Source organism: Vibrio quintilis (assembly GCF_024529975.1).
GTDB lineage: Bacteria > Pseudomonadota > Gammaproteobacteria > Enterobacterales > Vibrionaceae > Vibrio > Vibrio quintilis.
In genome coordinates, this window is the sequence record NZ_AP024897.1 from 3,565,819 (window position 1) to 3,587,866 (window position 22,048).

24 protein-coding genes are annotated in these 22,048 nt (G+C 47.6%); 5 read left to right on the top strand and 19 right to left on the bottom strand.

Going from position 1 to position 22,048, the window contains the following annotated elements; genetic code table 11:
- Positions 1 to 5: 5 nt before the first annotated feature.
- From nifA to OC443_RS16315, 4 genes are all read left to right on the top strand, one after another.
- A complete protein-coding gene (nifA, locus tag OC443_RS16300; RefSeq protein ID WP_073583121.1) occupies positions 6 to 1,604 on the top strand; it encodes a nif-specific transcriptional activator NifA in 1,599 nt (532 codons plus the stop codon).
- A gap of 163 nt (positions 1,605 to 1,767) precedes the next feature.
- Entirely contained in the window at positions 1,768 to 3,132 is a 1,365-nt protein-coding gene (nifB, locus tag OC443_RS16305) for a nitrogenase cofactor biosynthesis protein NifB (protein ID WP_073583123.1), read from the top strand.
- Positions 3,113 to 3,373: a 4Fe-4S dicluster domain-containing protein gene (locus OC443_RS16310; RefSeq protein WP_073583125.1), complete on the top strand. Its 261-nt coding sequence runs from the start codon at positions 3,113 to 3,115 to the stop codon at positions 3,371 to 3,373. Before nifB ends, OC443_RS16310 begins: the two co-directional genes overlap by 20 nt.
- Complete coding sequence (locus OC443_RS16315; protein ID WP_073583127.1) at positions 3,370 to 3,945, top strand: nitrogen fixation protein NifQ; 576 nt, start codon at positions 3,370 to 3,372, stop codon at positions 3,943 to 3,945. The genes OC443_RS16310 and OC443_RS16315 overlap by 4 nt, the downstream gene beginning before the upstream one ends.
- Positions 3,946 to 4,007: 62 nt before the next feature.
- Here OC443_RS16315 and OC443_RS16320 read toward each other — a convergent pair whose 3' ends face one another.
- The 3 genes from OC443_RS16320 to OC443_RS16330 all read right to left on the bottom strand — a co-directional run bounded on the left by OC443_RS16320 (position 4,008) and on the right by OC443_RS16330 (position 5,430).
- Positions 4,008 to 4,307 carry a hypothetical protein gene (locus OC443_RS16320; protein ID WP_143169320.1) on the bottom strand — a complete coding sequence of 100 codons (300 nt, stop codon included), beginning with the start codon at positions 4,305 to 4,307 and terminating at the stop codon, positions 4,008 to 4,010.
- A 360-nt stretch (positions 4,308 to 4,667) separates the two neighbouring features.
- Complete coding sequence (locus OC443_RS16325; protein ID WP_073583131.1) at positions 4,668 to 5,078, bottom strand: VOC family protein; 411 nt, start codon at positions 5,076 to 5,078, stop codon at positions 4,668 to 4,670.
- Positions 5,079 to 5,262: 184 nt separating this feature from the next.
- Entirely contained in the window at positions 5,263 to 5,430 is a 168-nt protein-coding gene (locus tag OC443_RS16330; RefSeq protein ID WP_200796925.1) for a hypothetical protein, read from the bottom strand.
- Between the two features lie 302 nt (positions 5,431 to 5,732).
- On the opposite strand from OC443_RS16330, the gene OC443_RS16335 reads away from it, so the two are divergent.
- Complete coding sequence (locus OC443_RS16335) at positions 5,733 to 6,668, top strand: helix-turn-helix transcriptional regulator (RefSeq protein ID WP_073583135.1); 936 nt, start codon at positions 5,733 to 5,735, stop codon at positions 6,666 to 6,668.
- A 29-nt stretch (positions 6,669 to 6,697) separates the two neighbouring features.
- Here OC443_RS16335 and OC443_RS16340 read toward each other — a convergent pair whose 3' ends face one another.
- The 16 genes from OC443_RS16340 to nifT all read right to left on the bottom strand — a co-directional run bounded on the left by OC443_RS16340 (position 6,698) and on the right by nifT (position 22,030).
- Complete coding sequence (locus OC443_RS16340; RefSeq protein ID WP_073583137.1) at positions 6,698 to 7,564, bottom strand: queuosine precursor transporter; 867 nt, start codon at positions 7,562 to 7,564, stop codon at positions 6,698 to 6,700.
- Between the two features lie 3 nt (positions 7,565 to 7,567).
- The gene (locus tag OC443_RS16345; protein WP_073583139.1) at positions 7,568 to 8,266 is read right to left on the bottom strand and encodes a class I SAM-dependent methyltransferase; all 699 of its coding nucleotides are present in this window, start codon (positions 8,264 to 8,266) and stop codon (positions 7,568 to 7,570) included.
- 213 nt (positions 8,267 to 8,479) lie between these two features.
- Complete coding sequence (locus tag OC443_RS16350) at positions 8,480 to 9,346, bottom strand: peptidylprolyl isomerase (RefSeq protein WP_073583141.1); 867 nt, start codon at positions 9,344 to 9,346, stop codon at positions 8,480 to 8,482.
- Entirely contained in the window at positions 9,343 to 9,834 is a 492-nt protein-coding gene (locus OC443_RS16355; protein WP_073583143.1) for a nitrogen fixation protein NifZ, read from the bottom strand. The genes OC443_RS16350 and OC443_RS16355 overlap by 4 nt, the downstream gene beginning before the upstream one ends.
- A gap of 106 nt (positions 9,835 to 9,940) precedes the next feature.
- Positions 9,941 to 10,309, bottom strand: coding sequence for a nitrogenase-stabilizing/protective protein NifW (locus OC443_RS16360; RefSeq protein WP_083601618.1), 369 nt, complete (start codon positions 10,307 to 10,309; stop codon positions 9,941 to 9,943).
- Positions 10,290 to 11,462 carry a homocitrate synthase gene (gene nifV, locus OC443_RS16365; RefSeq protein WP_073583145.1) on the bottom strand — a complete coding sequence of 391 codons (1,173 nt, stop codon included), beginning with the start codon at positions 11,460 to 11,462 and terminating at the stop codon, positions 10,290 to 10,292. Before nifV ends, OC443_RS16360 begins: the two co-directional genes overlap by 20 nt.
- A gap of 62 nt (positions 11,463 to 11,524) precedes the next feature.
- Entirely contained in the window at positions 11,525 to 12,763 is a 1,239-nt protein-coding gene (gene nifS / locus OC443_RS16370) for a cysteine desulfurase NifS (RefSeq protein WP_234976380.1), read from the bottom strand.
- Positions 12,753 to 13,655 (bottom strand): Fe-S cluster assembly protein NifU, encoded by a 903-nt coding sequence (nifU, locus tag OC443_RS16375; protein WP_073583147.1) that lies wholly within the window; start codon positions 13,653 to 13,655, stop codon positions 12,753 to 12,755. The genes nifS and nifU overlap by 11 nt, the downstream gene beginning before the upstream one ends.
- A gap of 700 nt (positions 13,656 to 14,355) precedes the next feature.
- On the bottom strand, positions 14,356 to 14,646 hold the full coding sequence (gene fdxB / locus OC443_RS16380; RefSeq protein WP_073583149.1) for a ferredoxin III, nif-specific: 291 nt from the start codon (positions 14,644 to 14,646) through the stop codon (positions 14,356 to 14,358).
- A gap of 9 nt (positions 14,647 to 14,655) precedes the next feature.
- Entirely contained in the window at positions 14,656 to 15,144 is a 489-nt protein-coding gene (locus OC443_RS16385; protein WP_073583151.1) for a NifB/NifX family molybdenum-iron cluster-binding protein, read from the bottom strand.
- Positions 15,141 to 16,508: a nitrogenase iron-molybdenum cofactor biosynthesis protein NifN gene (nifN, locus tag OC443_RS16390; RefSeq protein ID WP_073583153.1), complete on the bottom strand. Its 1,368-nt coding sequence runs from the start codon at positions 16,506 to 16,508 to the stop codon at positions 15,141 to 15,143. Before nifN ends, OC443_RS16385 begins: the two co-directional genes overlap by 4 nt.
- 13 nt (positions 16,509 to 16,521) lie before the next feature.
- Positions 16,522 to 17,976, bottom strand: a complete 1,455-nt coding sequence (gene nifE, locus OC443_RS16395) for a nitrogenase iron-molybdenum cofactor biosynthesis protein NifE (protein WP_073583155.1) — start codon at positions 17,974 to 17,976, stop codon at positions 16,522 to 16,524.
- 375 nt (positions 17,977 to 18,351) lie between these two features.
- Entirely contained in the window at positions 18,352 to 20,352 is a 2,001-nt protein-coding gene (locus OC443_RS16400) for a TonB-dependent receptor (RefSeq protein WP_073583157.1), read from the bottom strand.
- Positions 20,353 to 20,749: 397 nt separating this feature from the next.
- Complete coding sequence (locus tag OC443_RS16405; RefSeq protein ID WP_073583159.1) at positions 20,750 to 21,043, bottom strand: hypothetical protein; 294 nt, start codon at positions 21,041 to 21,043, stop codon at positions 20,750 to 20,752.
- A 1-nt stretch (position 21,044) separates the two neighbouring features.
- Positions 21,045 to 21,731, bottom strand: coding sequence for a NifB/NifX family molybdenum-iron cluster-binding protein (locus OC443_RS16410; RefSeq protein ID WP_073583161.1), 687 nt, complete (start codon positions 21,729 to 21,731; stop codon positions 21,045 to 21,047).
- Between the two features lie 77 nt (positions 21,732 to 21,808).
- Entirely contained in the window at positions 21,809 to 22,030 is a 222-nt protein-coding gene (nifT, locus tag OC443_RS16415; protein WP_073583163.1) for a putative nitrogen fixation protein NifT, read from the bottom strand.
- Between the last annotated feature and the right edge of the window lie 18 nt (positions 22,031 to 22,048).

The window sequence follows — 22,048 nt, forward strand, 5'->3', positions numbered from 1 at the left end:
CAGTTATGACAGTCTCTTATTCATCTTTAGATTTAGAGCGTCAACTGCTAGCGGCCATGTACAATATCAGTTGCGTTCTGAACAGCAGTCTCAATTACTGCGACACGACAGATAACGTGTTAAAAATCCTCCATGAGGAGTGTCAGCTCAAATGCGGCATGCTGACAATTCTCGACCAGTCGAGAGATATTCTGCTGGTTAAATCCGTTCACTCTCCGGCTTCAGCGGTGAACATTAATCAAAAACCGGTGCACTATAAAGTCGGAGAAGGCATCGTTGGCGAAGTGTTCCGTCAGGGCAGTTCAATGGTGATCAGGAATCTGGGGCAGGATATGCGTTTTGCAGACAAACTTGCCCTTTATGATTATGACAAGCCCTTCGTCTGTGTTCCGCTGAAAGATGCGAACAATAAAGTGATTGGTGCTCTTTCGGCTCAGCCACCCAATCTCGATGATCAGGCGATTACCATGCTGACCCGCTTTCTTGATATGACGGCCAACCTGATTGCCCGGAATGTCCAGCTGGCTCATCAGATTGAAACTCAGCAACAACAGCTGGTGGATGAGCGCGACGGATTACGGCGTAAAGTCAGAAATAATTACAGCTTTAAAAATCTGGTCGGCCACACCAAATCCATGCGGCAGATTTTCGAACAAATCCGGCTGGTATCACGCTGGGATTCCACCGTACTTGTCCGGGGAGAATCCGGTACAGGGAAAGAGCTGGTGGCCAATGCGATTCATTACAACTCGCCACGGGCAGCAAACCCTTTCATCAAACTCAATTGTGCTGCACTGCCGGACAACCTGCTGGAATCTGAACTCTTCGGCCATGAAAAAGGGGCATTTACCGGCGCGGTTAAACAGCGCAAAGGTCGTTTTGAAATGTCTGATCACGGCACGATTTTTCTGGATGAGATCGGCGAAACCAGCCCGGCCTTTCAGGCCAAATTGCTGCGCGTTCTGCAGGAGAAGGAATTTGAGCGCGTCGGTGGTTCTTCCACCATCTGTGTCGATGTAAGGATCATTGCAGCGACAAACCGGAATTTAGAGCAGGAAGTCGCAAACGGTAATTTCCGGGAAGATCTCTACTACCGGCTCAATGTGATGCCAATGCATTTACCGGCATTACGGGAAAGGATTCAGGACATTCCGGAGCTGACCGAGTTCATGCTGCAAAAAATCGGTAAAGCTCAGCGGCGCAAACTCACCATCACAGACAGCGCGATCCGGAGCATGATGACTTATGGCTGGCCCGGTAATGTCAGGGAGCTGGAAAATACGCTGGAACGGGCTTCAGTCTTAAGTGAATCGGGAGAAATTAGTCCGGATCTGATCATCTTTAATCAGGTTGAATCGATGCTTTCAGCACAAACCAGACCGGCAGCAATGCCACCACAACCCTTCACTTCCTCACCTGAACCGCTGAACGAACTGCCCAGTGCCAACAAGGAAAAACAGTTCAACGATGAACGGGAGATGGTGATTGATGCGCTGGAACGTTCCGGCTGGGTCAAAGCCAAAGCGGCCCGGTTGTTGAATATGACCCCCAGACAAATTGCCTACCGCATTCAAATCATGAATATTGAGATGAAACAAATCTGACAACAACCTGCTGTCAATCATTGTCTGTTTTAGGACAATGATTGACAAACCCACCAGACAAAACAATCATTAACACATTAAAAACAACAAGTTAAACCAAGGCACAAGCTTTGCAACAGTGCGTAAATAACTCTTTAAATATGGATTAATTGTTGAGGTGTTTATGGAAGCAAACACACTGGATCAGGCAAAGGAAACGCATTCTTCTGAAATCCACCACTTTCTGTCAAAGCAGGTGCAGGAAAAAATCGCACAGCACCCATGCTATTCAAAAACCGCACACCAGTATGCCCGCATGCATCTTCCGGTCGCGCCGGCATGTAATATTCAGTGTCATTACTGTAACCGGAAGTACGATTGCAGCAATGAATCCCGTCCGGGTGTTGTCTCTCGTGTTGCGTCACCTGATGTGGCACTCAAACAATTTACGACCATTAAAAAGCGGGCACCGAACTTAACCGTGGTTGGTATTGCCGGCCCCGGCGACGCGCTGGCAAATCCGGATGCGACCTTCAGAACGCTCCGGGCTATCCGCAAAGAAGATCCGTCCGTGCAGCTATGTATTTCAACCAACGGCCTGATGCTGGAACCCTATGTGAATGATCTGGTTGCTGTTGGTGTCAACCATCTCACCATCACCATTAACTGCACCGACCCGGAAGTTGGCAGCAAAATCTACCCGTGGATTTATTTCAATCATCAACGACTCCGGGGAAAAGAAGCAGCGCAAATCCTGATCGAACGACAGTTCGCCGGTTTAAAGGCTGCGGCAGCCACCGGAATGCTGGTCAAAGTCAATACCGTGCTGATTCCGGGCGTCAATGATCATCATATCAAGGCTGTATCAGAGGCTGTTAAGGCACATGGCGCTCTGCTGCATAACATCATGCCGCTGATTTCAGATCCGGCACATGGCACCTACTTCGGATTAACCCATCAAAAAGGACCAACAGACGAAGCGCTGGAAAAAGCCCGCAGGGAATCGGGGGATTACATGCCTCAGATGACTCACTGCCAGCAATGCCGGGCTGATGCCGTCGGCGTTCTCGGTGGTTGCTCATCTCAGGAGGATACGCTGGAAAATCCGGAGACACCAGACAGCACCACGTCTTCGCCCGGATTCCGGGTCGCAGTGGCAGCCAATGATGACACCGGGATAATCAATACCCATTTTGGTCATGCCAAATGGTTTGAGATTTATGAATACGTGGCGCAAAACGACAGTTTCAGCTTTATCGAAAACCGCTCCACCGCACAATACTGTACCGATCAGCAATGTGATGACGATTTCGATGAAAAAGAACGCATCATTCAGTCAGTCGCTGACTGCGATATGGTGCTGTGTGCCCGGATGGGAATCTCGCCGTGGCGTCAGCTTGAAAAACTGGGCGTAAAGCCAAACGTTGATTTTGCGTATCAGGCGACTCACGAAGTACTGCCGCAAATTGCTGCCACACAAACCAATCCATCACAGGAAACTGCAGATTTATCCGCAGAGCGGGGTGAACATGAAGTATGCAATTACTGATAAATGCGTCGGATGCCATGCCTGCTCTCTGGTTTGCCCGAGTCAGGCCGTCTATCAGGACTGTGACAATGACAATCAGTTCCATATTCACAGTAAACGCTGTACCGGCTGTCTCGGACAATTCGATACCCCACAATGTGCAACCATCTGTCCGGTTGAAGAAGCGATTATCGACAGCGATGCCCACCCGGTGAATCCGGCGGGCAGCTTAACCGGAATTGTCAGGGAGGCCTGCGTATGAACACAGAATTCAGTGCCGGAAAATTCTGGACACCGATCATTCAGGCTTATCTGGATGGTCATACGGCACTGCCGTCGTATATGGGGCTGGAACCTGAAGGGTTTTCACTGGTTTGTCACTATTTTCAAATCACACCGCCTGCCGCGTTCAGCCATCAGCATCCACAACGCCTGCTGCTGTCAGATCTGGCCGGACTCCGGCAGTCTGAACGACAGGATTTGATTACTTTGCTGAATCAATACCGCAACCCTGAGGATTCTTTTTCATCTCAAATGACCACGGTGCTCAGCTTCGCCTGTCTTGGAACGCAACACCTGTGGCATGATATCGGCATGCCGGAACGTCCGCTGCTGACACAGTTATTCGGTTTTTACTATCCGGAGCTACGGGCGATGAACAACAGAAACATGCGCTGGAAGCGTTTCCTGTACCGCCAGCTCTGCACCACCGGAGGAGATTACGTCTGCCGGTCACCCAGCTGCGAAACCTGCTCCAGCTTTGCCGAATGTTTTGAAGTGGAAGAGAGCGCCTCTCAGCATACTTCCGCTTCTCAACATCAGGGAATGATGTAATTGAACTTATTCCCGCTTGCAGGCATCAGCCTTCTCAGCTGATACCAAAAACCAGCATGAAATCAAACCATATTTAAATTGGGTTCGGCAAACTTACCTGATAAAGGAATACGGTTTTTTTTTGATTTCACTTTTTTACTTTTCTGATACCCGGGGCAAACCGAGCAACACTGCTTATTCGCTTCAGACTGAATGGCTGCAATGTAAGCCTCTCCACCAACAAGATGCATTCCTTTCATCATGCTATCGGAATAGGACTGAACCAGAGATGCGGCAAATTCACTGGAATAAAGACCTTGTTTGACCTCTTTTTTCCGTAATTGAGCAAACCGGCGCAAAGAACCTAATAATTGATTGAGCATTGTCATACCTCCTGCATCACTTCCGGGAATGTATGTTGAATCAGTAAACCGGTATCTGACATCAGTCAGCCCGGCAGTTGAGCAAAAAATAACCTGCAAGTAGCATTCCAATAAGACAGTGTTTTTTATTTTTAGTTTCCGATTTATGACAAGTTCATGATCAATAAGATGATCTTTTTCGCGTATATTGAGGTTAAATCGAAGATGATAGAGAGAATTGACGGCTAACTTGGCCAGAAGTGGCAAAAAATGACGTTTTTTTGCCACATGATACCAGCCGGGTGGCAATCCGTGCCTGCCGCTCAGGCAACAAGCGTCAGGTAACTGTCACCGGAGTCGGGGGATGCAAATTCCCCCGGATTAAATCAGTGAGTTCAGCTCAGGTGTGTGACAGACAGCTTCAACATTATTCCCGTCCGGGTCGATAACAAAGGCACCATAGTAATTTTCATGATACATCGGCCTCAGTCCCGGCTTACCGTTATCTTCACCACCGTGTGCCATCGCCTGTTCATAGAAATGATCCACTTCAGTACGGGATTTTGCTGCAAATGCGATATGCCTTGGGGTAAATTCTTCCTTCGTTTCAATGATCCAGAAGGCGGGTTTCTCTTCCGGCCCGAATGCACACATTCTCTGGGTTGGAAAGCTTTGGTTCCATTCCGCAACAAACTCCATCTGTATGGTATAACCCAGCGGTGCAAACGCAGCTTGATAGAATGATTTCGTTGCATCAAAATTAGTCGCATAGGTACTGAGGTGATCAATCACAATTCATTCTCCTTCTGTCATCCGGTCAATCATCAATGTTTTTCAGCTGAATCAAGCTGATATACCCAAGCATAGTATGAAAAGAAGCCATCAGCCGTATGACCGCTGGTTTTTTGTTATCATCGTATCTGTTTATTTGAATGATCTGCGATACCAGCATAGTGAAGGCGGATTCGCAGGCGGGCTATCTTTGCTCTGTGACCTTGTCAGCGACATACTGAGCCGTTTGAGCTAACACCCGGCAGCTTTGTGCCAGTGCGGCTTTTTCTTCTGCTGTGAGTATTTTTCCATCTGCCGGAACAGCGCTGCGAAGCACTACTTCAAACCAGAATTTGAGTTCTTCAAAATCCATATTTTCCATGCCCATCAGATGACTGATTCAATATCAGAAGTAACCCCAAATGGCGGAAAGACAAATCAGATTGTCTGTGGTTCGGGCATCGCTCAAATCAGTCATGCGAAAAAATGATTACTTAAGTTATCACGATTATATTTTTCATCAAATTTAATATCAACTGGATTCATATGTTATTATTGAACACCTGATTCACCGTTGCATATACCCAAGCAACCTGAAGATGCAGGTTGTTTGGGTATATCAGGTATCATTTCCTGTGGATTTGATTGATTACATGTGTATTTTGGAGATTTTCGATGGAACGTACTGCATGTCAAACCATGGCTGAACGCTTTTTGTGGGCACTTGAGCAGAAAGGAATCTCTCAGCGGGAGCTGGCCAGAAGGCTCGACACAAACCCGGTTTTCCTGAGTAAGCTGGGAACCGGAAAATCGAAGAAAACCAGAATGGTCGTCGATATCGCACTGGCACTCGATGTCACGCCGGAATGGCTGGAATACGGCATTGAAAATAACCGGGTACAAATAGAACTGACTGCGGAAGAACGTCAGGCGGCCAGCCAGACTTTTATGGCTAAAGTCGCTGGTAAAATCTCCGCAGCTTCGCTTTCAACAGATGAAATACACAAAAAAACCGGACTCTCTGCATCCGTCATCAACCGGATGATGACGGGGCAACACGAGTTATCACTGGTTGAAGCGCTGCAGCTGTGTGATTTCTTCAAGACATCACTCTATGAGATGATCAAAAAAGATGCCTGTATCAGGCATATACCTTTAATTGGCGGACAGGATATTATCCATCACGTGATTGCACCCGGGTTCGTCATGGAAGTTGACTTTATTGCGGATAGTCAGCATCTGATTGGCATCCGCAATGATGGTTCCTTTACCGGTCAATATCTGAATCAGGGAAATGTGGTGATTGTCGACCCGGATGTCAAATCGTTTAATATGAAAAACGGGGATACCTGCCTGTTTGTCGTGGATAACAACATTGATATCGGCCTGAAAGATCCAACCGGGGTCCGAAGCCTGAACTTTTTCTCCAATGTGTACGATCTGTCCCGGATTGAAATGATCGGCAAGGTCGCTTTTTTAGAACTGAATCCGGCGACCTCTGATACAAGCAAGATGTTAAAAGGAGAAATAGATCAATTAATCCAAACCATCCAAAAGATTATTCCGGCCGGTACTTTAACCCCTCAGTACACGTCTCCCCAAACCACCTGAAGCTCCATCTTCTGGTGGTTTGAGTATCGTCAGGCTTTGAACAGGTTATTCTCTTCGTTGTAATCAATCTCCCAGCGGAATGGTGAAAAATTGGTCTGACTGTCGAGCATGTCACTTTGCTCGGCACGTTTAAACCAGTTGATCACTCTTTTGGTCACGATGGGATACATGATGATTTCGTACAAAACTTTGGTGCAGAATGAGAACACCAGAAAATGAAGCATATTTTCCACCGGCCATACACCATAAAAGGCAATCAAACAAAACAAACCTGTATCCACCATTTCAGAGATCAATAATGAGCGAAAGATACGCTGAAATAAGAATCCACGCATTTTCACTTTGATCTTCTGAAATACATAGCTTGAAATCATAAATGAAAACAAAAATGTAATCGCAGAGGCAATATAAGTTCTGATCATATTACCGAAGACGATTTCATACGATTCCTGAAGATGCCAGAATTGAGAAGGCGGTAAAATAAGCACCAGCCAGATACAGAAAGTGAAAAATACCATGGAAAAGAATGCACTCCACACCACTCTTCGTGCATATTGAAAGCCATAAACATCGGTAATGACATAATCAAAAATATAAGAGAATGGATAAAGAAACATACCACCGGTAATTGTAAAACCATTCAATGAGACTAATTTACTGGATAATATATTACTGACAATCATGACCATCACTAACATAATAGAGAGCGGCAATATATATTTATATTCCTGCTTCCTGACCGTGTAATTAATTTTTTCAAGGTCATAACAACCTCTGGCCCGACCGGCAAAATAGGCTGACTTACCATCAATTTCATTAAGAATATCCGGATTTTCATCAATTAACTCTTGTGTAAGAAGAATTTTCTGTCCGTTTACATCAATATATTGTTCCATTATTTATCTCTGCTTCTTCATCACCAAATAAGAGTATGGCGGGTTTTCATATTCATCAATATAAGGTTGATTATCTGATTTTTTCCCTAGCGGAAGGTGGTGTTTGATCAGTTGAAAGCCAACGTTTTTACATTCCTGAATAATCGTCTCTGCCGTCCAGTAAACATCCTCGACGATCAGGTCAATATTTTTCAGCCGGACCTGATGGTGGACACCTTCTTTTTCCGGTAGCGGACCTATGCCTTCAACACTGGCATAATTCGCAGTCGCCAGGCTGAGGTTGCCGTGAACAACCAAAAGAAATCCACCCTCATTTAAGGATTCATAGCATCGGGATAATTCCTTGCGCATGGAGTCAATTGATTCAACATGAAAAAACATAAACACGGAAAAAATAGAATCAAATTTATCACCCGGATATTTTCCGGCTGATAAATCATTCCGGAATAATTCGATATCCGGATAAGCCTGATGAGTTTTTTCAAGTGCCTCAGGGTTGATATCACATCCGGTCACAGAATCACAGAATGCTTTAATTACCCCGATTGAACGGCCGCACCCACAGCCCAGATCCAGTGCCCGGCCGGGATTTAAATGCAGCTCATCAATCAGTTGACTGATATCCCGGTATGCCAGATATCCGGTTCCGGAAACAGTACTGTGGGAATATTTATTCACATCGGCTTCTAAGAATTCAATCATATTATTATTTCATCCTAATTAATAAAACTGACGTATATGTGAAGACATATTATATCTCAGAATAAAGATGAGCGATGCGCTTAATTATTCATAATGTTTATTTACAATATACCCAAACAACCTGAAGATGTTCCGCAGAGAGAATAAAACAGAGCCAGTCAGACACTGACTGGCTCTGTCCGGAAATACAATCAAAGAAATACTGCGCGGAGATCAGGCAACTTCCTGACACATTTGCTTTGCATGACTTTGCAGGTGCTGAATCCACTGCCGTTGCAGGAAAGCTTTTGCCCTGGCTTGATGCTTTTCCTGTAAAAACGGCCAGACTTCTTCAAATGTTGCCTGGCTCGCATCCCTTTGCTGATGGAAAGTGATCAGATGAAAGCCCATTTCCGTTTCTATTGGCTGGCTGATTTCCTGCGGCTTCAACTGGTACAGAGCATCTGAGATCGGGCGATAGAGATCTCCTTCTTTACACCAGCCCAGATACCCCTGGTTCATCGCACTCGGGCATTCCGAATGGCGCTGAGCAAGCTTGGCGAATGATTTTGACCGGGCCTTTGAGTAAATATCATGAATGCGCTTCAACGCATTTTCACGGGTATTCTCCGCATATTCATCATTGACCGTAATTAAAATCTGGCTCATTTCCCAGGTTGTCGGTCTTGAGAATTCCTGTTGATGCTGATGGTAATAGTGTTTGGCTTTGGCCACATCCAGCGGGGGAATATCGGACGACACATCATCCAGGATTTTGTCACACATCAGTTGATCTCTTAGCGCTTCGCGCAAGCCTTCTGTACTCAGTAACTGAGACGTCATTGACTGATGAAATTCCTCTTCTGAAGTGAAATTATCAACGCACTCTTTATAAGCCTTTTCTAATTCCCCGGACTGAACCGGCACAACCCGATCCGCTTCCGGAGAGGTCAGAATCAAATGCTGTATTTCAAACATCCGGCTGACTCTTTCTTCAACTTCACCCCGCTGCACTGATGAAAGATACTCAGGGTTCAGCTGGTACATTTCAGTTGCCACTTTCGCCAGTAAATAACGTTTTTTCTGTTCGTTCCCGTTCATACCTGTTGCTCCTGTAAAACTGTCTGCTCCTGAGCCTGAGAAACATGCGTGAAAACACTCGCATCAAGCTGAAAACGTAAAGCACACAGCTCAATCTCATATTTTAATGAACCGTCTTCCAGATCCCGGTAAGATCGCTGGATCTCGACAATCTGGCCTTTTTCTGCCAGTACTTCCCCATTCATTGCCAGTGTTCTGGTCAGCCTGGCTTTATCCAGCGAATGGAAATGTCGTGGTACCCAGTCAAGACGGGCCGAAATCAGTTCTTCATCCCGAATCCCAATCACCTGATTTACATCCGGAAAAAACACCTGATAAATGATCTGCGTTTGCAGAAAAAAACCGTAAGTTCTGACAATGCCGATACAGCCGGCCTCAATCAGAATTTCTCCTTTATCCACACCGGGAAAACTACCGTCGTTACGGACAGTCCGGATAACCCGGACTTCTTCTCCGGCATCAAACCTTGCCGTGACTACACTTTCCATTGAATGTCTCCTTCCGTGGAGGGGGCTTCCCTGTCCGGATTTCTTCCCTGAAATGATTTTCCATTGGCTGTTGAATCACTGAACACAGCGCTTTTATGCCCTGTTTTTAATCTCCGCAGTCACTGCTGCAGGTTTGGCAGCCACTGGCTTCGAAAGCCAGTTCCCGTCCCCGGGCCAGTTGGTTGTAAGCTACACACAAAGCACGTTTATGTTGATCGAAACCAGGCTCACCCGACGGCAGCAGCTTCTGATACATTCTGAGCAGCTGGATGTGTTTAATCTGAACCAGCCGGACATCATACTCAATCTCAAAGAAGTTCAGAAAATCTTCGGCAGTCTCCAGCCCATCCATCGCAGCCAGAATTTCGCTGTCCACTGCAGGATTCTGATGGCTGTCATCGTGATGAGAACTGTCATGTTTATGAAGACTGTCATGTTTATGAGAACTGCCATGTTTATGAAAACTGATAGTCATGACTTCCTCCGGCCATATTCAAATCAATCAACGACATCAGATCGTCATTTCCCGGTACGCGTTTGCAGGTTTCTGACCAGTCGCGGAGCGCCTCACGCACCACTTCACACTGAGCTCGCGTCAGGGTGATACCCAGTTGCCGGTAAACAACGTTGATAGCATGAATCCCGGAATGTTTTCCCAGTACAAAATGGTGTTCCCGGCCAATCAGAGACGGCGAAAAGCCCTGATAGTTATTAATATCTTTCAGCAAACCATCAATGTGAACTCCGGATTCATGGGTAAATGCATAATCACCGACAATCGCTTTCTGTGGTGACAAAGCACGCCCGGAAACAATGTGCAAATAACGGCACAGTGCCGGTAGTTTGGCTAAATCAACATAACTCTGCGGTTTGTTTAACACTTTCAAAGCCACCGCGACTTCTTCCAGCGCTGCATTGCCGGCCCGTTCTCCCAGCCCGGTCACCGTGGTATTGACACTATATGCACCGGCATCGACCGCTGCCAGTGTGTTGGCCGTTGCCAGCCCCAGATCGTTGTGAGCGTGCATTTCAATCTGCAGATCAGACCGGCATTTCAGGTCCGCTATTTTGTCGTAAGCCGAAACAGGTTCCAAAACCCCCAGCGTATCCGCAAACCGGACCCGCAACGCACCAGCCTCACCGGCAATATCCACCACCCGGTGCAATATTTCAGCCTCAGCCCGGGAGGCATCTTCCATTCCAACACACACTGACAGACCGGCATCCACTGCCCGCCGGATATTTTCCTGACAGACTTCCTGCAGCTTTTTCATCGACATATTGAGCTTACTTTTGATCTGCTGTGCTGAAACCGGCACAGACAAGTCAACCCAGTCGAGTCCCAGACCACAGGCAGACTGAATATCTGCCCGGGTCATCCGGCACCACGCCATCGTGCTGGTGTGCCTGAGCGAACCGGTGATCTCCCTGATCGTAGCCCGCTCTTTTTCTCCCATTGCCGGAATGCCGACTTCGAGTTCCGGCACACCGGCCGACTCCAGCATTAAAGCAATGTGGACCTTTTCTCCGGTTGAAAAACCAACCCCCGGACTTTGCTCTCCGTCACGCAGGGTCGTGTCATTAATCACGACACCGGGCGTGAGCATATCTGCTGTCACAAAAGCCATACGCACTCCTTTTGCCCTGGCTGTCTTTTCACTGTCAATAAGCTGTCCCTGTTCATCACAAATCAGGCATAACTTGGAGAGAAGATCTCCGCCGATCCGGTATTCTTCTCGTTATCCCAGTAGGGCGAGAGGGTTCTTAAACGCGCGACAATATCCGGCAGCACTTCAAGCACATAATCAATCTCTTCATCTTTGGTAAAACGGGACAAAGAGAACCGCAGGGTGCCATGTGCAGCAGTAAACGGAATCTGCATGGCTTTCATCACATGTGATGGTTCAAGCGAACCGGATGTACAGGCAGACCCGGAAGAAGCGGCGATGCCTGCCTGATTCATCAGCAGCAACAGGGCTTCGCCTTCAACATATTCCACTGCAATATTGGTGGTGTTCGGCACTCGTTTGGCCGGATTACCGGTAATGAAAGTATTCGGGATTCGTGCCAATAGTCCCTGTTCAAGCCGGTCCCGCATCAGTTGAATCCGGTGGGTGTCTTTCTCCAGTGAGTCATAAGCCAGCTCAGCCGCCTTACCCAGCGCAACCACTGATGCCGAATTTTCAGTTCCGGCCCGGCGGCCGCGTTCCTGATGGCCGCCTCTGAGCAGCGGACGGAAACGTGTGCCACGTTTGACATATAAAGCACCCACGCCTTTGGGCGCATGAAACTTATGCCCGGAGATCGATAACATATCAATATCGGTGGATTTCACATCAATCTCATATTTACCCGCAACCTGAACCGCATCGACATGGAATTGCGCCCCGGCTTTTTTTGCCATCCGCGCCAGCCTGCGAATCGGGAATAACGTCCCGGTTTCATTGTTGGCCCACATCACAGACACAATCGCAGTATTGTCACTCAGCGCTGCCCGGTACTCATCCATATTCAGCCGTCCCTTTTTATCGACGCTGATCCAGTGGATTTTGTAGCCTTTACGCTCCAGATGCTGACAGAGCTGAAGTGTCGCCGGATGTTCAACCCGAGAGGTAATAATCTCTTTTTTATCGGGAAAGGCTTCTGTTGCAGACAGGATAGCAGTGGTATTCGCTTCCGTTGCACAGGACGTAAAGATCACTTCACTGGAATATTGTGCACCAATCAGCATCTGCACCTGTTCCCGGGCAATTTCCATCGCCTGACCAACTCTGGCACCCAGTTTGTGAATCGAAGACGGATTTCCGTAAAACTCAGACAGAAACGGCATCATGCATTCCAGCACACGGGGATCAATCCGGGTCGTGGCGTTATTATCAAGGTACACCATTTTATTTACACCTTTTGGAGCCGTTGAATCAAACATCATAAGTTGCCTCCTTTTTGTATGCAGTCTGTGTATCCTGAACCGGGAATACGGTGACAGATTCACCCAATGCCGCAGACACCTTATGTTCGACATTCGCCAGGGTCAGTCCGGCCAGACCACAACCGGTACAGGCACCGGTCAGTGAAACAAACACAACATTCTCTTCAATATCCACCAGATGAATGTCTCCGCCGTCAGCAACAACCGCCGGGCGCACTTCATCGATGATTCTTTCAACAATTTGCCAGACACCTTCATCAGCAGCCTGATCGGTTTCCGGTTTAATTGCGACAGCCGCCACGGGTTGTGATTTTTCTGCTTCAGCTTCTGCAAAGTAATCTTCCAGTACCCATTCAATTTTTTCATGACAGGAAGCACAGGCACCACCAGCTTTGGTATAGTTGATCACCTCTTCCAGCGTGGTTAACCCATTCGCTTTGACAACCCGTTTAATCATCAGATCATCAATCGCAAAACATTTGCAAATCAATTCACCTTCTTCATGATCATCTTCAATGGTTTCTCCGCGATAATCTGCGACTGCAGCCTGAAGTGCTTCCATGCCCATCACTGAGCAGTGCATTTTTTCCGGCGGCAGGCCATCAAGAAACTCAGCAATATCCTGATTGGTGACAGATAGTGCATCATCAACGGTTTTACCAATGATCATTTCCGTCAGGGCTGATGAAGAGGCAATGGCACTGCCACAGCCAAACGTTTGAAATCCGGCATCTTCGATAACTTCTGAATCCGGGTTAATTTTCAGGGTCAGACTTAACGCATCACCACAACTGATTGAACCAACATCACCCTTAGCGTTTGCATTATCGACAAGCTTCGCGTTTCTCGGATGAAAAAAATGTTCTTTAACCTTCTCTGAATAATCCCACATAAGTGCTCCTTACCATGTGCTGACCAACGCTTCTGAAATGAATGCTTCCGTGTCGGTTGTTCCGGATTTTCAGCCGAATGACATTCCGGCATATAACCATTACATCTCTGGTATCACAACGCCTTACCGGGGGGTGAAAACGTTGTGATGTATAAAAACGTGCAAATGTGTAACGACGTTGTTAAATTCCGTTGCAATTGTTAAACCAGAAATAAGTGTGAGCTAAGCCATTGATTTGAATGAAAGAGAGATTTGTGTTTACCGGCTGCTATGCACAAAAGCTTACATTTTGTCGGTTTTACTACAATAAACATTGTTGCATATATACCCAAGCAACCTGAAAATGCATGATTCAGCGTGCAGCCGAAAGGTGCAGTTCAAGGAAAGGGAATGCAGGAATGTACCCACCTTCCAAATTCTCTTGACGCAGAAATGTGCCTTTCAGCTCACGCCCTTCGGGTGAGTTTGTCTGGCTTTGATACAGCGTTACTGATTTTCAACGTAGAATGACTATGTTTTCAAATCAGTGCCTTGTCTCAAAGCCAGACAAATCTCACTGAACCCTGCATCTTCAGGTTGTTTGGGTATATATCAAAACGGATGACTTATACAACCAAACAGGCAAAAAACCGGACAGGGGAAATAAACAGGAAAGGATGGCATTACACCATCCTGAATAAAACCAAGCCCTGAATAAAGGCTAAGCCGCGGCGGGTGCAAACGACTGACAGTTTTTAGGACAGACCTTATTACACGCCATACAACCGATGCAATCTCCGGCATTTTCGACCATCATGACCATCATGACTTCGTCTTCATCATAATAATCATCGTCTTCATCAATATCCTCTTTTTCAATCAGATTAAACACATCCCGGGCACAGACTTTGTAACATCGTCCGCAACCAATACAATCTGCCTGACTGATTTCCTGTATAAATTGTGGTTCCCATTCTGCACCGCTCCGGGTCAGACCTTTAATATTACCCATATTGCTTCCTTACCATTCTTCATCAATGAGTTGAGAAAGTCTTTGTGCTTTCTTCCCCTCGGGTTCATCTTCCTGCTCTTTCCGTTTAATCGCCCGTGCTAACCACCCGCCCGGCTCCCCAGCGAGCTCATCCTGAATTGTCACCAGCAGTTCATGAATCTCACGACCTTCCGTGACTTTGACCGGGTGGATATTTTTCTCCAGTAACTGACGGATCGCCGAAGCACCACAGGCATTACAGAAAACGGCGGCACAGCCGGTCAAATCAGAAATCCGGGCAGGTAATTTGTTGTGTGTGTCTGCGGGCAACTCTGCATATTCAATTGCTTCAAGCAGGTGCCACTCCTGCACATTAACGCCATAGACCAGCATGCTCTTACAACTGCCGAAATGCTGATCAACATTTTTACGATCATGGGTCGCAAAAGCGACTTTCAGTGTAAACGCTTCCTCTTCCGGACGGGGTTCAACATGGAGCTTCCGTTCGCTGATTTTCATGCAGCCCCCTTATGCACCACATCCTCAGCACTAAAGCGATAACGGCTGATATGTGGTTGTACTTCATCGACGTGATGATGCAGCAGCAGGTTTGCCAGCGCGAACAACCGCTCCCGGCAACCTTCGTAACCCAGTTGCCTGATGTCCATATTGCCGAACTGATCAAAACAGGGGTAACCCGCCCGGAGTACCGGATAATCCGGCTCGGTAATTTGTGCTGCATGGGTGTTACTGATCAATAATTTCGCTTCGTTGCCCTGCATATCAATCCGGGATAAATCCCCGACTTCAATTTCCAATGCTTTCAGGGAGCGCAGCACCGGCGCATCGATCGATGTCACCACCTGAACCACCTGACCGCCCACACTATCCAGCAGCTCACAGTAGCCGGATGCCAGATCAGGCTCCAGCCCAATCACAAAGCGCTCATTACTCAACAAGAAGTGGCTGTCGATCATCGCATCCTGCAGCCGTGTTCTCGCCCGGTTAATCCATGCCGGTACCGCTACACCACTCAATTCGGAGAGTGCCATAATCAGTTGATCCGTCTGATCGATTGTCATCCCCATTCCCAGATGAAGATAAGGAATATTAAACCGGGCCTGCAGCCATTTCGCGGTTGGTTCAAACGACGGGCCGATAACCAGTGTCAGCTCACTTTCCGACATCATTTCTACTTCCAGAACCGATGTGCCGCCAGTGCTGGTCGGTGCGTAGTCTTCATCGGCCAGATGCCCGTCCAGCGACCGGGATAAATCCGGAATAAACACCGCATCGATTTCAAACGCTTCGATATAACGACGCAGCGTCTCCACATCAGCAGCTGTACATCCGACTGAGCAGAGCACATTCACCTGTTTTCTCTGTCTGTCACGTTTTACAGGCGCCATCACCAGCTGGCGGATAATCGCATCAGCCGCCTGTACATAACCGGTTTGCATTGAGCCGGTAAAATCAGGTGTGTGCATGGACACAATCCGGGTCGCTTCAAATTGCGGATATTGTTTTTTGAACGAAGCAATGACCCGGTAAATGTCCGACCCCTGCATTTCTGTCAGGCCGGTTGTCATCACCGCAATCATGTCCGGTGACTGTTTTTCACACAGTAACTTCAGGGCATCATGCAGGTTTTCATCACCGCCCATAACCGCAGAAACCTGATCAATGGCGGTATTCTGCAGCGGAATCGGCTCCCGCAGATGTTGAATCAGATAGATTTTGGTAAATGCGCCACATCCCTGAGAGCCATGCATCAACGGAATGGTGCGCTGAAAGCCAAGGCTGGCTAAGGTCGCTCCCGTAGCAGGGCTGGTTTTCAGCGGCTGGGTAATCAACGGCGAATGCTGTTTTTTGATGGTTACCATGAGCTGCTCCCCTTTATTGATGATCCGGATGAATACGGTTTTGATGATTCAGTGACATCAGTTCGACGGTCTGACTCACCGGAGATGTTACATTCCCGCTCCAGGGAGCCGGGCTTCTTGCAGCCTGCCAAACCGGGCTGTTGATGGTGCGGCACAACTCTTCAGCAAGCGTAACCATGCCGCGATAACCTGCATAAGCGTGTTCCCGTTCCTGGTTAATATCCAGAAACGGCAAACGCGCTTTCAGTGCCGTGTACATATTCCGTCCACCGGCAATCATGACATCCGCATTGTGCTGATAGTAAGTGTCCAGCAGCAGCCTTGCGCCGCCTTCATCCAGCATCAACGCATCTTCACCCATGATTTCAATGATACGTTTCTTGTCCGACTGAGTAGATTTGCGCGTGCCTGTCGCCACCACTTCAATCCCCAGCTCTTTCAGGGCGGTAATCACCGACCAGGATTTCACCCCACCGGTATACAGCAGTGCTTTCTTTCCGCTCAGTTGCTGCCTGAAAGGTGCGAGCAACTGGCGGGTTCGGGTTTCTTCCCGCTCGATCAGGGCTTCCGTTTCTTCGGTGAGTTTCGGATCATTCAACAACCGGGCAAAAGAGCGCAGCGCCAGTGAGGTGTCATCAATACCGTAGAAGCTGCCTTCAAACCACGGCACATCCCATTTTTCTTCCAGTTTACGCGCAACGTTAATTTGAGCCCGAGAACAGACTACCATCGCCGCATCCGCCCGGTGAATGGTCTGAATCTGATGGAATTGTGTATCACCGGCCATACAGCACAACACCCGCAGCCCGAGTTCTTCAAACAGCGGGGAGACATGCCAGAATTCACCGGCGATATTGTATTCACCAATCAACACTATATCGTGTACCTGCCGGGAAGGATCATGCGACATCACCGGCTTCTGTGGCGGCTCTGCCGTACCGGCGACTTTTTCCACCATCACATTCCCGGCAATCCGGTTACCGAGATTTTTATTGCCATAAAAACCCGCGGCATCCACTGCAATCACCGGAATTTCCCATTTCTCCTGCGCCAGAGCACAGATGGCTTCAATGTCGTTGCCTTCAAGCGCAGGAACGCAGGTCATATAGACAAAGACTGCAGGTGGCTGGTATTCAGTAATCAGCTGTTTGATCGCATGTAACAGGCGTTTCTCCGCCCGTCCCATAATCACGTCCTGTTCGTTCAGATCGGTGGTAAAACCGTAGCGGAATAAGTTTCTGCCGGTCGCCCGCGTCCCGCGGTTATTCCAGCTGTTTCCTGCGCAGGCGATCGGGCCGTGAACAATATGGCCGACATCAGCAATTGGCAGCAGGCTGATTTGTGCGCCATCAAAACAGCACCCTCCCGCTGTTGCGCCGGGTGTGGCTTTACTACAACCAGATTTACTGCCGCTGTTATGTTCGCAGGCAGGTTCGTCCTGCAATAGTTTGATTTCTGACTGTTTCATCGCGATAACGCCTCCGGCGGTTGGTTTGTTCAGTCCGTTTGAACATGTGTTGCAAAAGCTTTCTGTCTTTAAGCGACAGGTTGCTGAAAATGCTGCAAGGAATAAGCCATCAGTAATCCATTGATTTTTAAATATTTATTTTTAAGCGCGACGAGATTGTCAGGAGAATTGTCGGAAAGGTGACAATTTATTTTTCGGATGTATGGTCTGGGTGGTAAGCCACGAAACAAGGTGATTTTATTTGAACCGGCCAGGAGCGCTGTCTACCCAAAACCCTGAACATGCAGGTTGCCCGGGGATCTCAGACATAAAAAATGCCAGCCTTGTGGCTGGCATGTTCATCATAAGCAAGCTCAGGAATCAACTATCAATAAATTAAAACTCATAAGTTGCTGAAATATTCATGTTGATGCCATCACCCGGAGCACGGATGATTGTACCGGATGCATCGCTGGTGAAATCAAAGACATACTCATAGTATTTGTCCAGCAGGTTATTCACCTGCAGATTGACAGATCCCCAGCTGGTCTTATATTCCACATTAGTGTTCAGCAGTGCGTAACCACCGGATTTACCGCCGACATTCGCTTCATTGATTTGGTAATCACCCTGAAGGTCGTAGTGCAGGCGCCATGTCAAATCAGAAGTGATTGCATAAGTACTTCCCACTGACGCGGTATAATCAGGAATACTGCGCAGCTCATTCCCTTTATTCTCACCTTCGGTCAGAATTTCAGTATCCGTGATTGAGTAATTCCCCCACAGTGTCAGCGAGTCAGTCGCCATCCAGTCAACACCGGCATCAACTCCGCGGCGCAAAGTCTTACCAACGTTTCTTTCCACACCGTTCACAAGCACGAACTCGTCTTTGGCATACTGTTCCCAGTAAGACAAACGGGTTTGCAACGCGTCAGAAACCTGCCATTTTGCACCAACTTCCCAACCATCATTGATGGAAATATCCCGGGCATCACGATCACCCGAAGTGTAAGCACTCTGGCTGAATACCGGCTGGAACGTCCGGCCATAGTTGGCAAACAACACGACATCCTCTGTCGGATAAACAAAGACATTCAGTTTCGGCTGCAGAATCGTGCCAAAGTTGTACATCTCTTTTTCAGTGCTGACACCATCGTTATCTTTCGACGTGAAATCTCCGCTGAGGCGGTCGGCTCTCAGGGCTGCATTCCACGATAGCCATTGCACCGGTGAGTTATCAACCTGAACATAGGTGCCGTAATTATTGTAGTTATAGTGGAAGTTCCATATTGCATTACCTTCATCACGAATACGCTGGTTATTAATGGTTCTCCAGCGTTGCTCGATGACATCCTGCTTCTCGTAATTCGCTCCCCACTGAATCTGCCAGTTATCTGCAACATCCCAGGTCAGGGTTGAAATCATGCCATAGTGCTTTTCATCATAAATCCGTTCCTGAAGCGACCAGATATCCCGGAACCGGACCCAACGCTGGCGATCAAAGTGATTGAAGTAAGATTTCAGCGACCAGGAAACATTTTCAGAGAAGTGATGATCGACATGAACGCTGAATGAATCGGTATCTTTCTGCCCCCCATCTTCACTGGAGAAGCTGGCTGACTGTTGCGGGTTGTCATGCGCTTCTTTTTCGGACAGTAAAAAGCCGGGAGCATCGGTATCCATCCGCATAATACGGGCGATAAAACCGAGCGTCGTTGCCTCATTGATGTCATAGAACCAACGGCCGGAAGCACCGTATTTTTCAACATTATCGTGGTCACGATAACCTTCTGATTTCCGGTAACCAAAAGAATAGCTGTGTTGCAGGTTTCCGGTTTGAAGCCCCCAGTATCCCTGAAGTTCACGGGCATCAAAGCTACCGGCAGTTGCCTGTATACTGCGTCCGGTATCCGAACGGGTTTCAACATTATAGCTACCGGCGAGGTTGTACAGACCATAGCGGGGATCGCTGGTCCCTTTATACACATTGATCGATTGAATATTACCGGAGAACAGCTGTGACATATCGTTGTAGCCAGCATTTAAGTTCGACGGAATCCCATCAATTAACAATTTAGCATGCGGCGTCGACCCATCAGCAGCAAAGCCCCGGATACCAATTTCTGATTCAAAAACGCCCTGCCCCCACGGCGCCATATGAACACCCGGCAGTTTGGTAAACAGCTCAAGCGCATTATCAACATGCGCTCCTTCAATTTCATCGCGGGTAACACTATCCAGTGCACCGGCCAGATATTGTTGGGTATAACTGGTTTTTTCCTGCCCGACAACAACCAGCGGACTGATGGTTTCTGACTCACTGTCAGGAGCATCAGCATAGGTCAGCGGTGAAATAACCGCAAAAGAAGCAAACACCAAAGTTGATCTTTTTTTCATAGATTTCAATGCCTTTTGAAGATTTATGATTGAATTAAAATATTAATAAAGCGGGTCTGACGTTCCCCTGAAAGGATATTGTTTTTATAAATTTCGCACGGAAGTGTTGATGAGGTGATTGATGACTACAAAACATAACCGGATAAAATAGGTATCAGCGATTTAATTTGTTCGCACAATAAATGATTTTAATTATCATTAACAGTATTATTTACAAACTCATTATTATTTGTACAAAAAACACACAAAAACAGTCACTCAGGCTGGAAAAGGAACATAGCGGGAAGGTGAACATAGCGGGAAGGCGAACACAAAGCCAGAAATCAGGAATCTGGTATATACCCAAACAACCTGACAGAAAAAGTCCGGGATAAAAATTCAGGAATAAAAAGGCGCTTCACTCTTCGTGAAGCGCAATCACAAGACCTGAACACATCTCCGGACTGGGAGTCAAAGAGCTACAACCACTGAGGTTATGCGCCACGAGATGAAGGTCAAAATAGGAGAAAGAGTGCCAGGGTTCGTGAAAACCCATGTCATCTTCAGAGCACAATGTAAACACCAGTTCCGGATATTGCGCTTTTAAAGGTTTCAGCCCGGCTTCTGACTGACATGAGTGAGACTCAAGCCAGCTGCCGATTTGTGTGATGATCTCCGGACTCACGCCGGCAGATTGTAATCTGTCATGCATTTCAGCCCTCCATCATCAGTTCGGTTGATGATTCCATTCCCATGATTTTTTTCAGCCATGGGGGTGGGTGATTACCAAGGACACCTGACAACTCGGCGAGCACCTGAGCCGCCGGAACGGGCGTCGCTTTCTTGATAGGATGAATATTCGCCCGGGTCACTCTGGCAGCAGCCGGACCACCAATAGACAGCGTAAACAGCATCTGACAATCACGGATCAGATCAACCATATAACCGGAACGGGCTTCACCGGTCAGATCAGCACGAATGCTCCGGACATCAATCAGTTGATGACTCTCGGTACCGACTTCATAAATCAACACCCGCATACATGAGCCGTAATGCCCGTTGATCATTTCTCCCTGATTAGAAGTCACTGCGACTTTGATTGTCGGACCATCCAATGGTGTGGTGGCCGTCACCACCGGCGCTTCAACATCACTGGTTTCCGGATTAGTTAATGCAGCCAGTGCGTTAGTTACATCCTTACGGCTTGGTCCTTCCCCCAGAGAATTCACCATCACACGAAATGCTTTGGGAGAAATTCCGGCCAGTTTGTCTTCAGACAAAGGCTCTCCGAGATGCTGAATCAGCAGCCCCAGCAGAGAACTCATCCCCACATTGGGGAGCAGGCGGGTCGCAATAGCGACGCGTAAAGCCGCTTGTTCGGAAATATAAGATTGTTGCATCTTCATTGCCTCCTGACGATGTGAGCGTCTGTAAAATTGAGCTTCACAGACTTCGGTTCTGTTTGAGACGAAAGCGGTCAGGCTGCCTGCAACCTTTTAGCCCTGACAGTAATCGGCAGATTCGGTTTGCTGTCCCTCGGGTCGATGTAGTAAATCGCACCACCGCTTAAATGCACTTCTCCGCCCCACTTATCTTCTTCATCAAATTCAAAGTGGATGATCTCTTCTTCTAAATCTTTCTTTGCTAAATAGAGCGAGAGCTTCCCATGCTCGTTATATTGAATCATCACATTCGCCATCTCTGTTCCATCCCTGTT

Excerpts from the sequence above, each read along its gene's own strand:
- nifA (WP_073583121.1), top strand. The coding sequence starts at position 6 with ATGACAGTCTCTTATTCATCTTTAGATTTAGAGCGTCAACTGCTAGCG.
- nifB (WP_073583123.1), top strand. The coding sequence starts at position 1,768 with ATGGAAGCAAACACACTGGATCAGGCAAAGGAAACGCATTCTTCTGAA.
- OC443_RS16310 (WP_073583125.1), top strand. The coding sequence starts at position 3,113 with ATGAAGTATGCAATTACTGATAAATGCGTCGGATGCCATGCCTGCTCT.
- OC443_RS16315 (WP_073583127.1), top strand. The coding sequence starts at position 3,370 with ATGAACACAGAATTCAGTGCCGGAAAATTCTGGACACCGATCATTCAG.
- OC443_RS16320 (WP_143169320.1), bottom strand. The coding sequence starts at position 4,307 with ATGCTCAATCAATTATTAGGTTCTTTGCGCCGGTTTGCTCAATTACGG.
- OC443_RS16330 (WP_200796925.1), bottom strand. The coding sequence starts at position 5,430 with ATGGATTTTGAAGAACTCAAATTCTGGTTTGAAGTAGTGCTTCGCAGC.
- OC443_RS16335 (WP_073583135.1), top strand. The coding sequence starts at position 5,733 with ATGGAACGTACTGCATGTCAAACCATGGCTGAACGCTTTTTGTGGGCA.
- OC443_RS16340 (WP_073583137.1), bottom strand. The coding sequence starts at position 7,564 with ATGGAACAATATATTGATGTAAACGGACAGAAAATTCTTCTTACACAA.
- OC443_RS16345 (WP_073583139.1), bottom strand. The coding sequence starts at position 8,266 with ATGATTGAATTCTTAGAAGCCGATGTGAATAAATATTCCCACAGTACT.
- OC443_RS16350 (WP_073583141.1), bottom strand. The coding sequence starts at position 9,346 with ATGAACGGGAACGAACAGAAAAAACGTTATTTACTGGCGAAAGTGGCA.
- OC443_RS16355 (WP_073583143.1), bottom strand. The coding sequence starts at position 9,834 with ATGGAAAGTGTAGTCACGGCAAGGTTTGATGCCGGAGAAGAAGTCCGG.
- OC443_RS16360 (WP_083601618.1), bottom strand. The coding sequence starts at position 10,309 with ATGACTATCAGTTTTCATAAACATGGCAGTTCTCATAAACATGACAGT.
- nifV (WP_073583145.1), bottom strand. The coding sequence starts at position 11,462 with ATGGCTTTTGTGACAGCAGATATGCTCACGCCCGGTGTCGTGATTAAT.
- nifS (WP_234976380.1), bottom strand. The coding sequence starts at position 12,763 with ATGATGTTTGATTCAACGGCTCCAAAAGGTGTAAATAAAATGGTGTAC.
- nifU (WP_073583147.1), bottom strand. The coding sequence starts at position 13,655 with ATGTGGGATTATTCAGAGAAGGTTAAAGAACATTTTTTTCATCCGAGA.
- fdxB (WP_073583149.1), bottom strand. The coding sequence starts at position 14,646 with ATGGGTAATATTAAAGGTCTGACCCGGAGCGGTGCAGAATGGGAACCA.
- OC443_RS16385 (WP_073583151.1), bottom strand. The coding sequence starts at position 15,144 with ATGAAAATCAGCGAACGGAAGCTCCATGTTGAACCCCGTCCGGAAGAG.
- nifN (WP_073583153.1), bottom strand. The coding sequence starts at position 16,508 with ATGGTAACCATCAAAAAACAGCATTCGCCGTTGATTACCCAGCCGCTG.
- nifE (WP_073583155.1), bottom strand. The coding sequence starts at position 17,976 with ATGAAACAGTCAGAAATCAAACTATTGCAGGACGAACCTGCCTGCGAA.
- OC443_RS16400 (WP_073583157.1), bottom strand. The coding sequence starts at position 20,352 with ATGAAAAAAAGATCAACTTTGGTGTTTGCTTCTTTTGCGGTTATTTCA.
- OC443_RS16405 (WP_073583159.1), bottom strand. The coding sequence starts at position 21,043 with ATGCATGACAGATTACAATCTGCCGGCGTGAGTCCGGAGATCATCACA.
- OC443_RS16410 (WP_073583161.1), bottom strand. The coding sequence starts at position 21,731 with ATGCAACAATCTTATATTTCCGAACAAGCGGCTTTACGCGTCGCTATT.
- nifT (WP_073583163.1), bottom strand. The coding sequence starts at position 22,030 with ATGGCGAATGTGATGATTCAATATAACGAGCATGGGAAGCTCTCGCTC.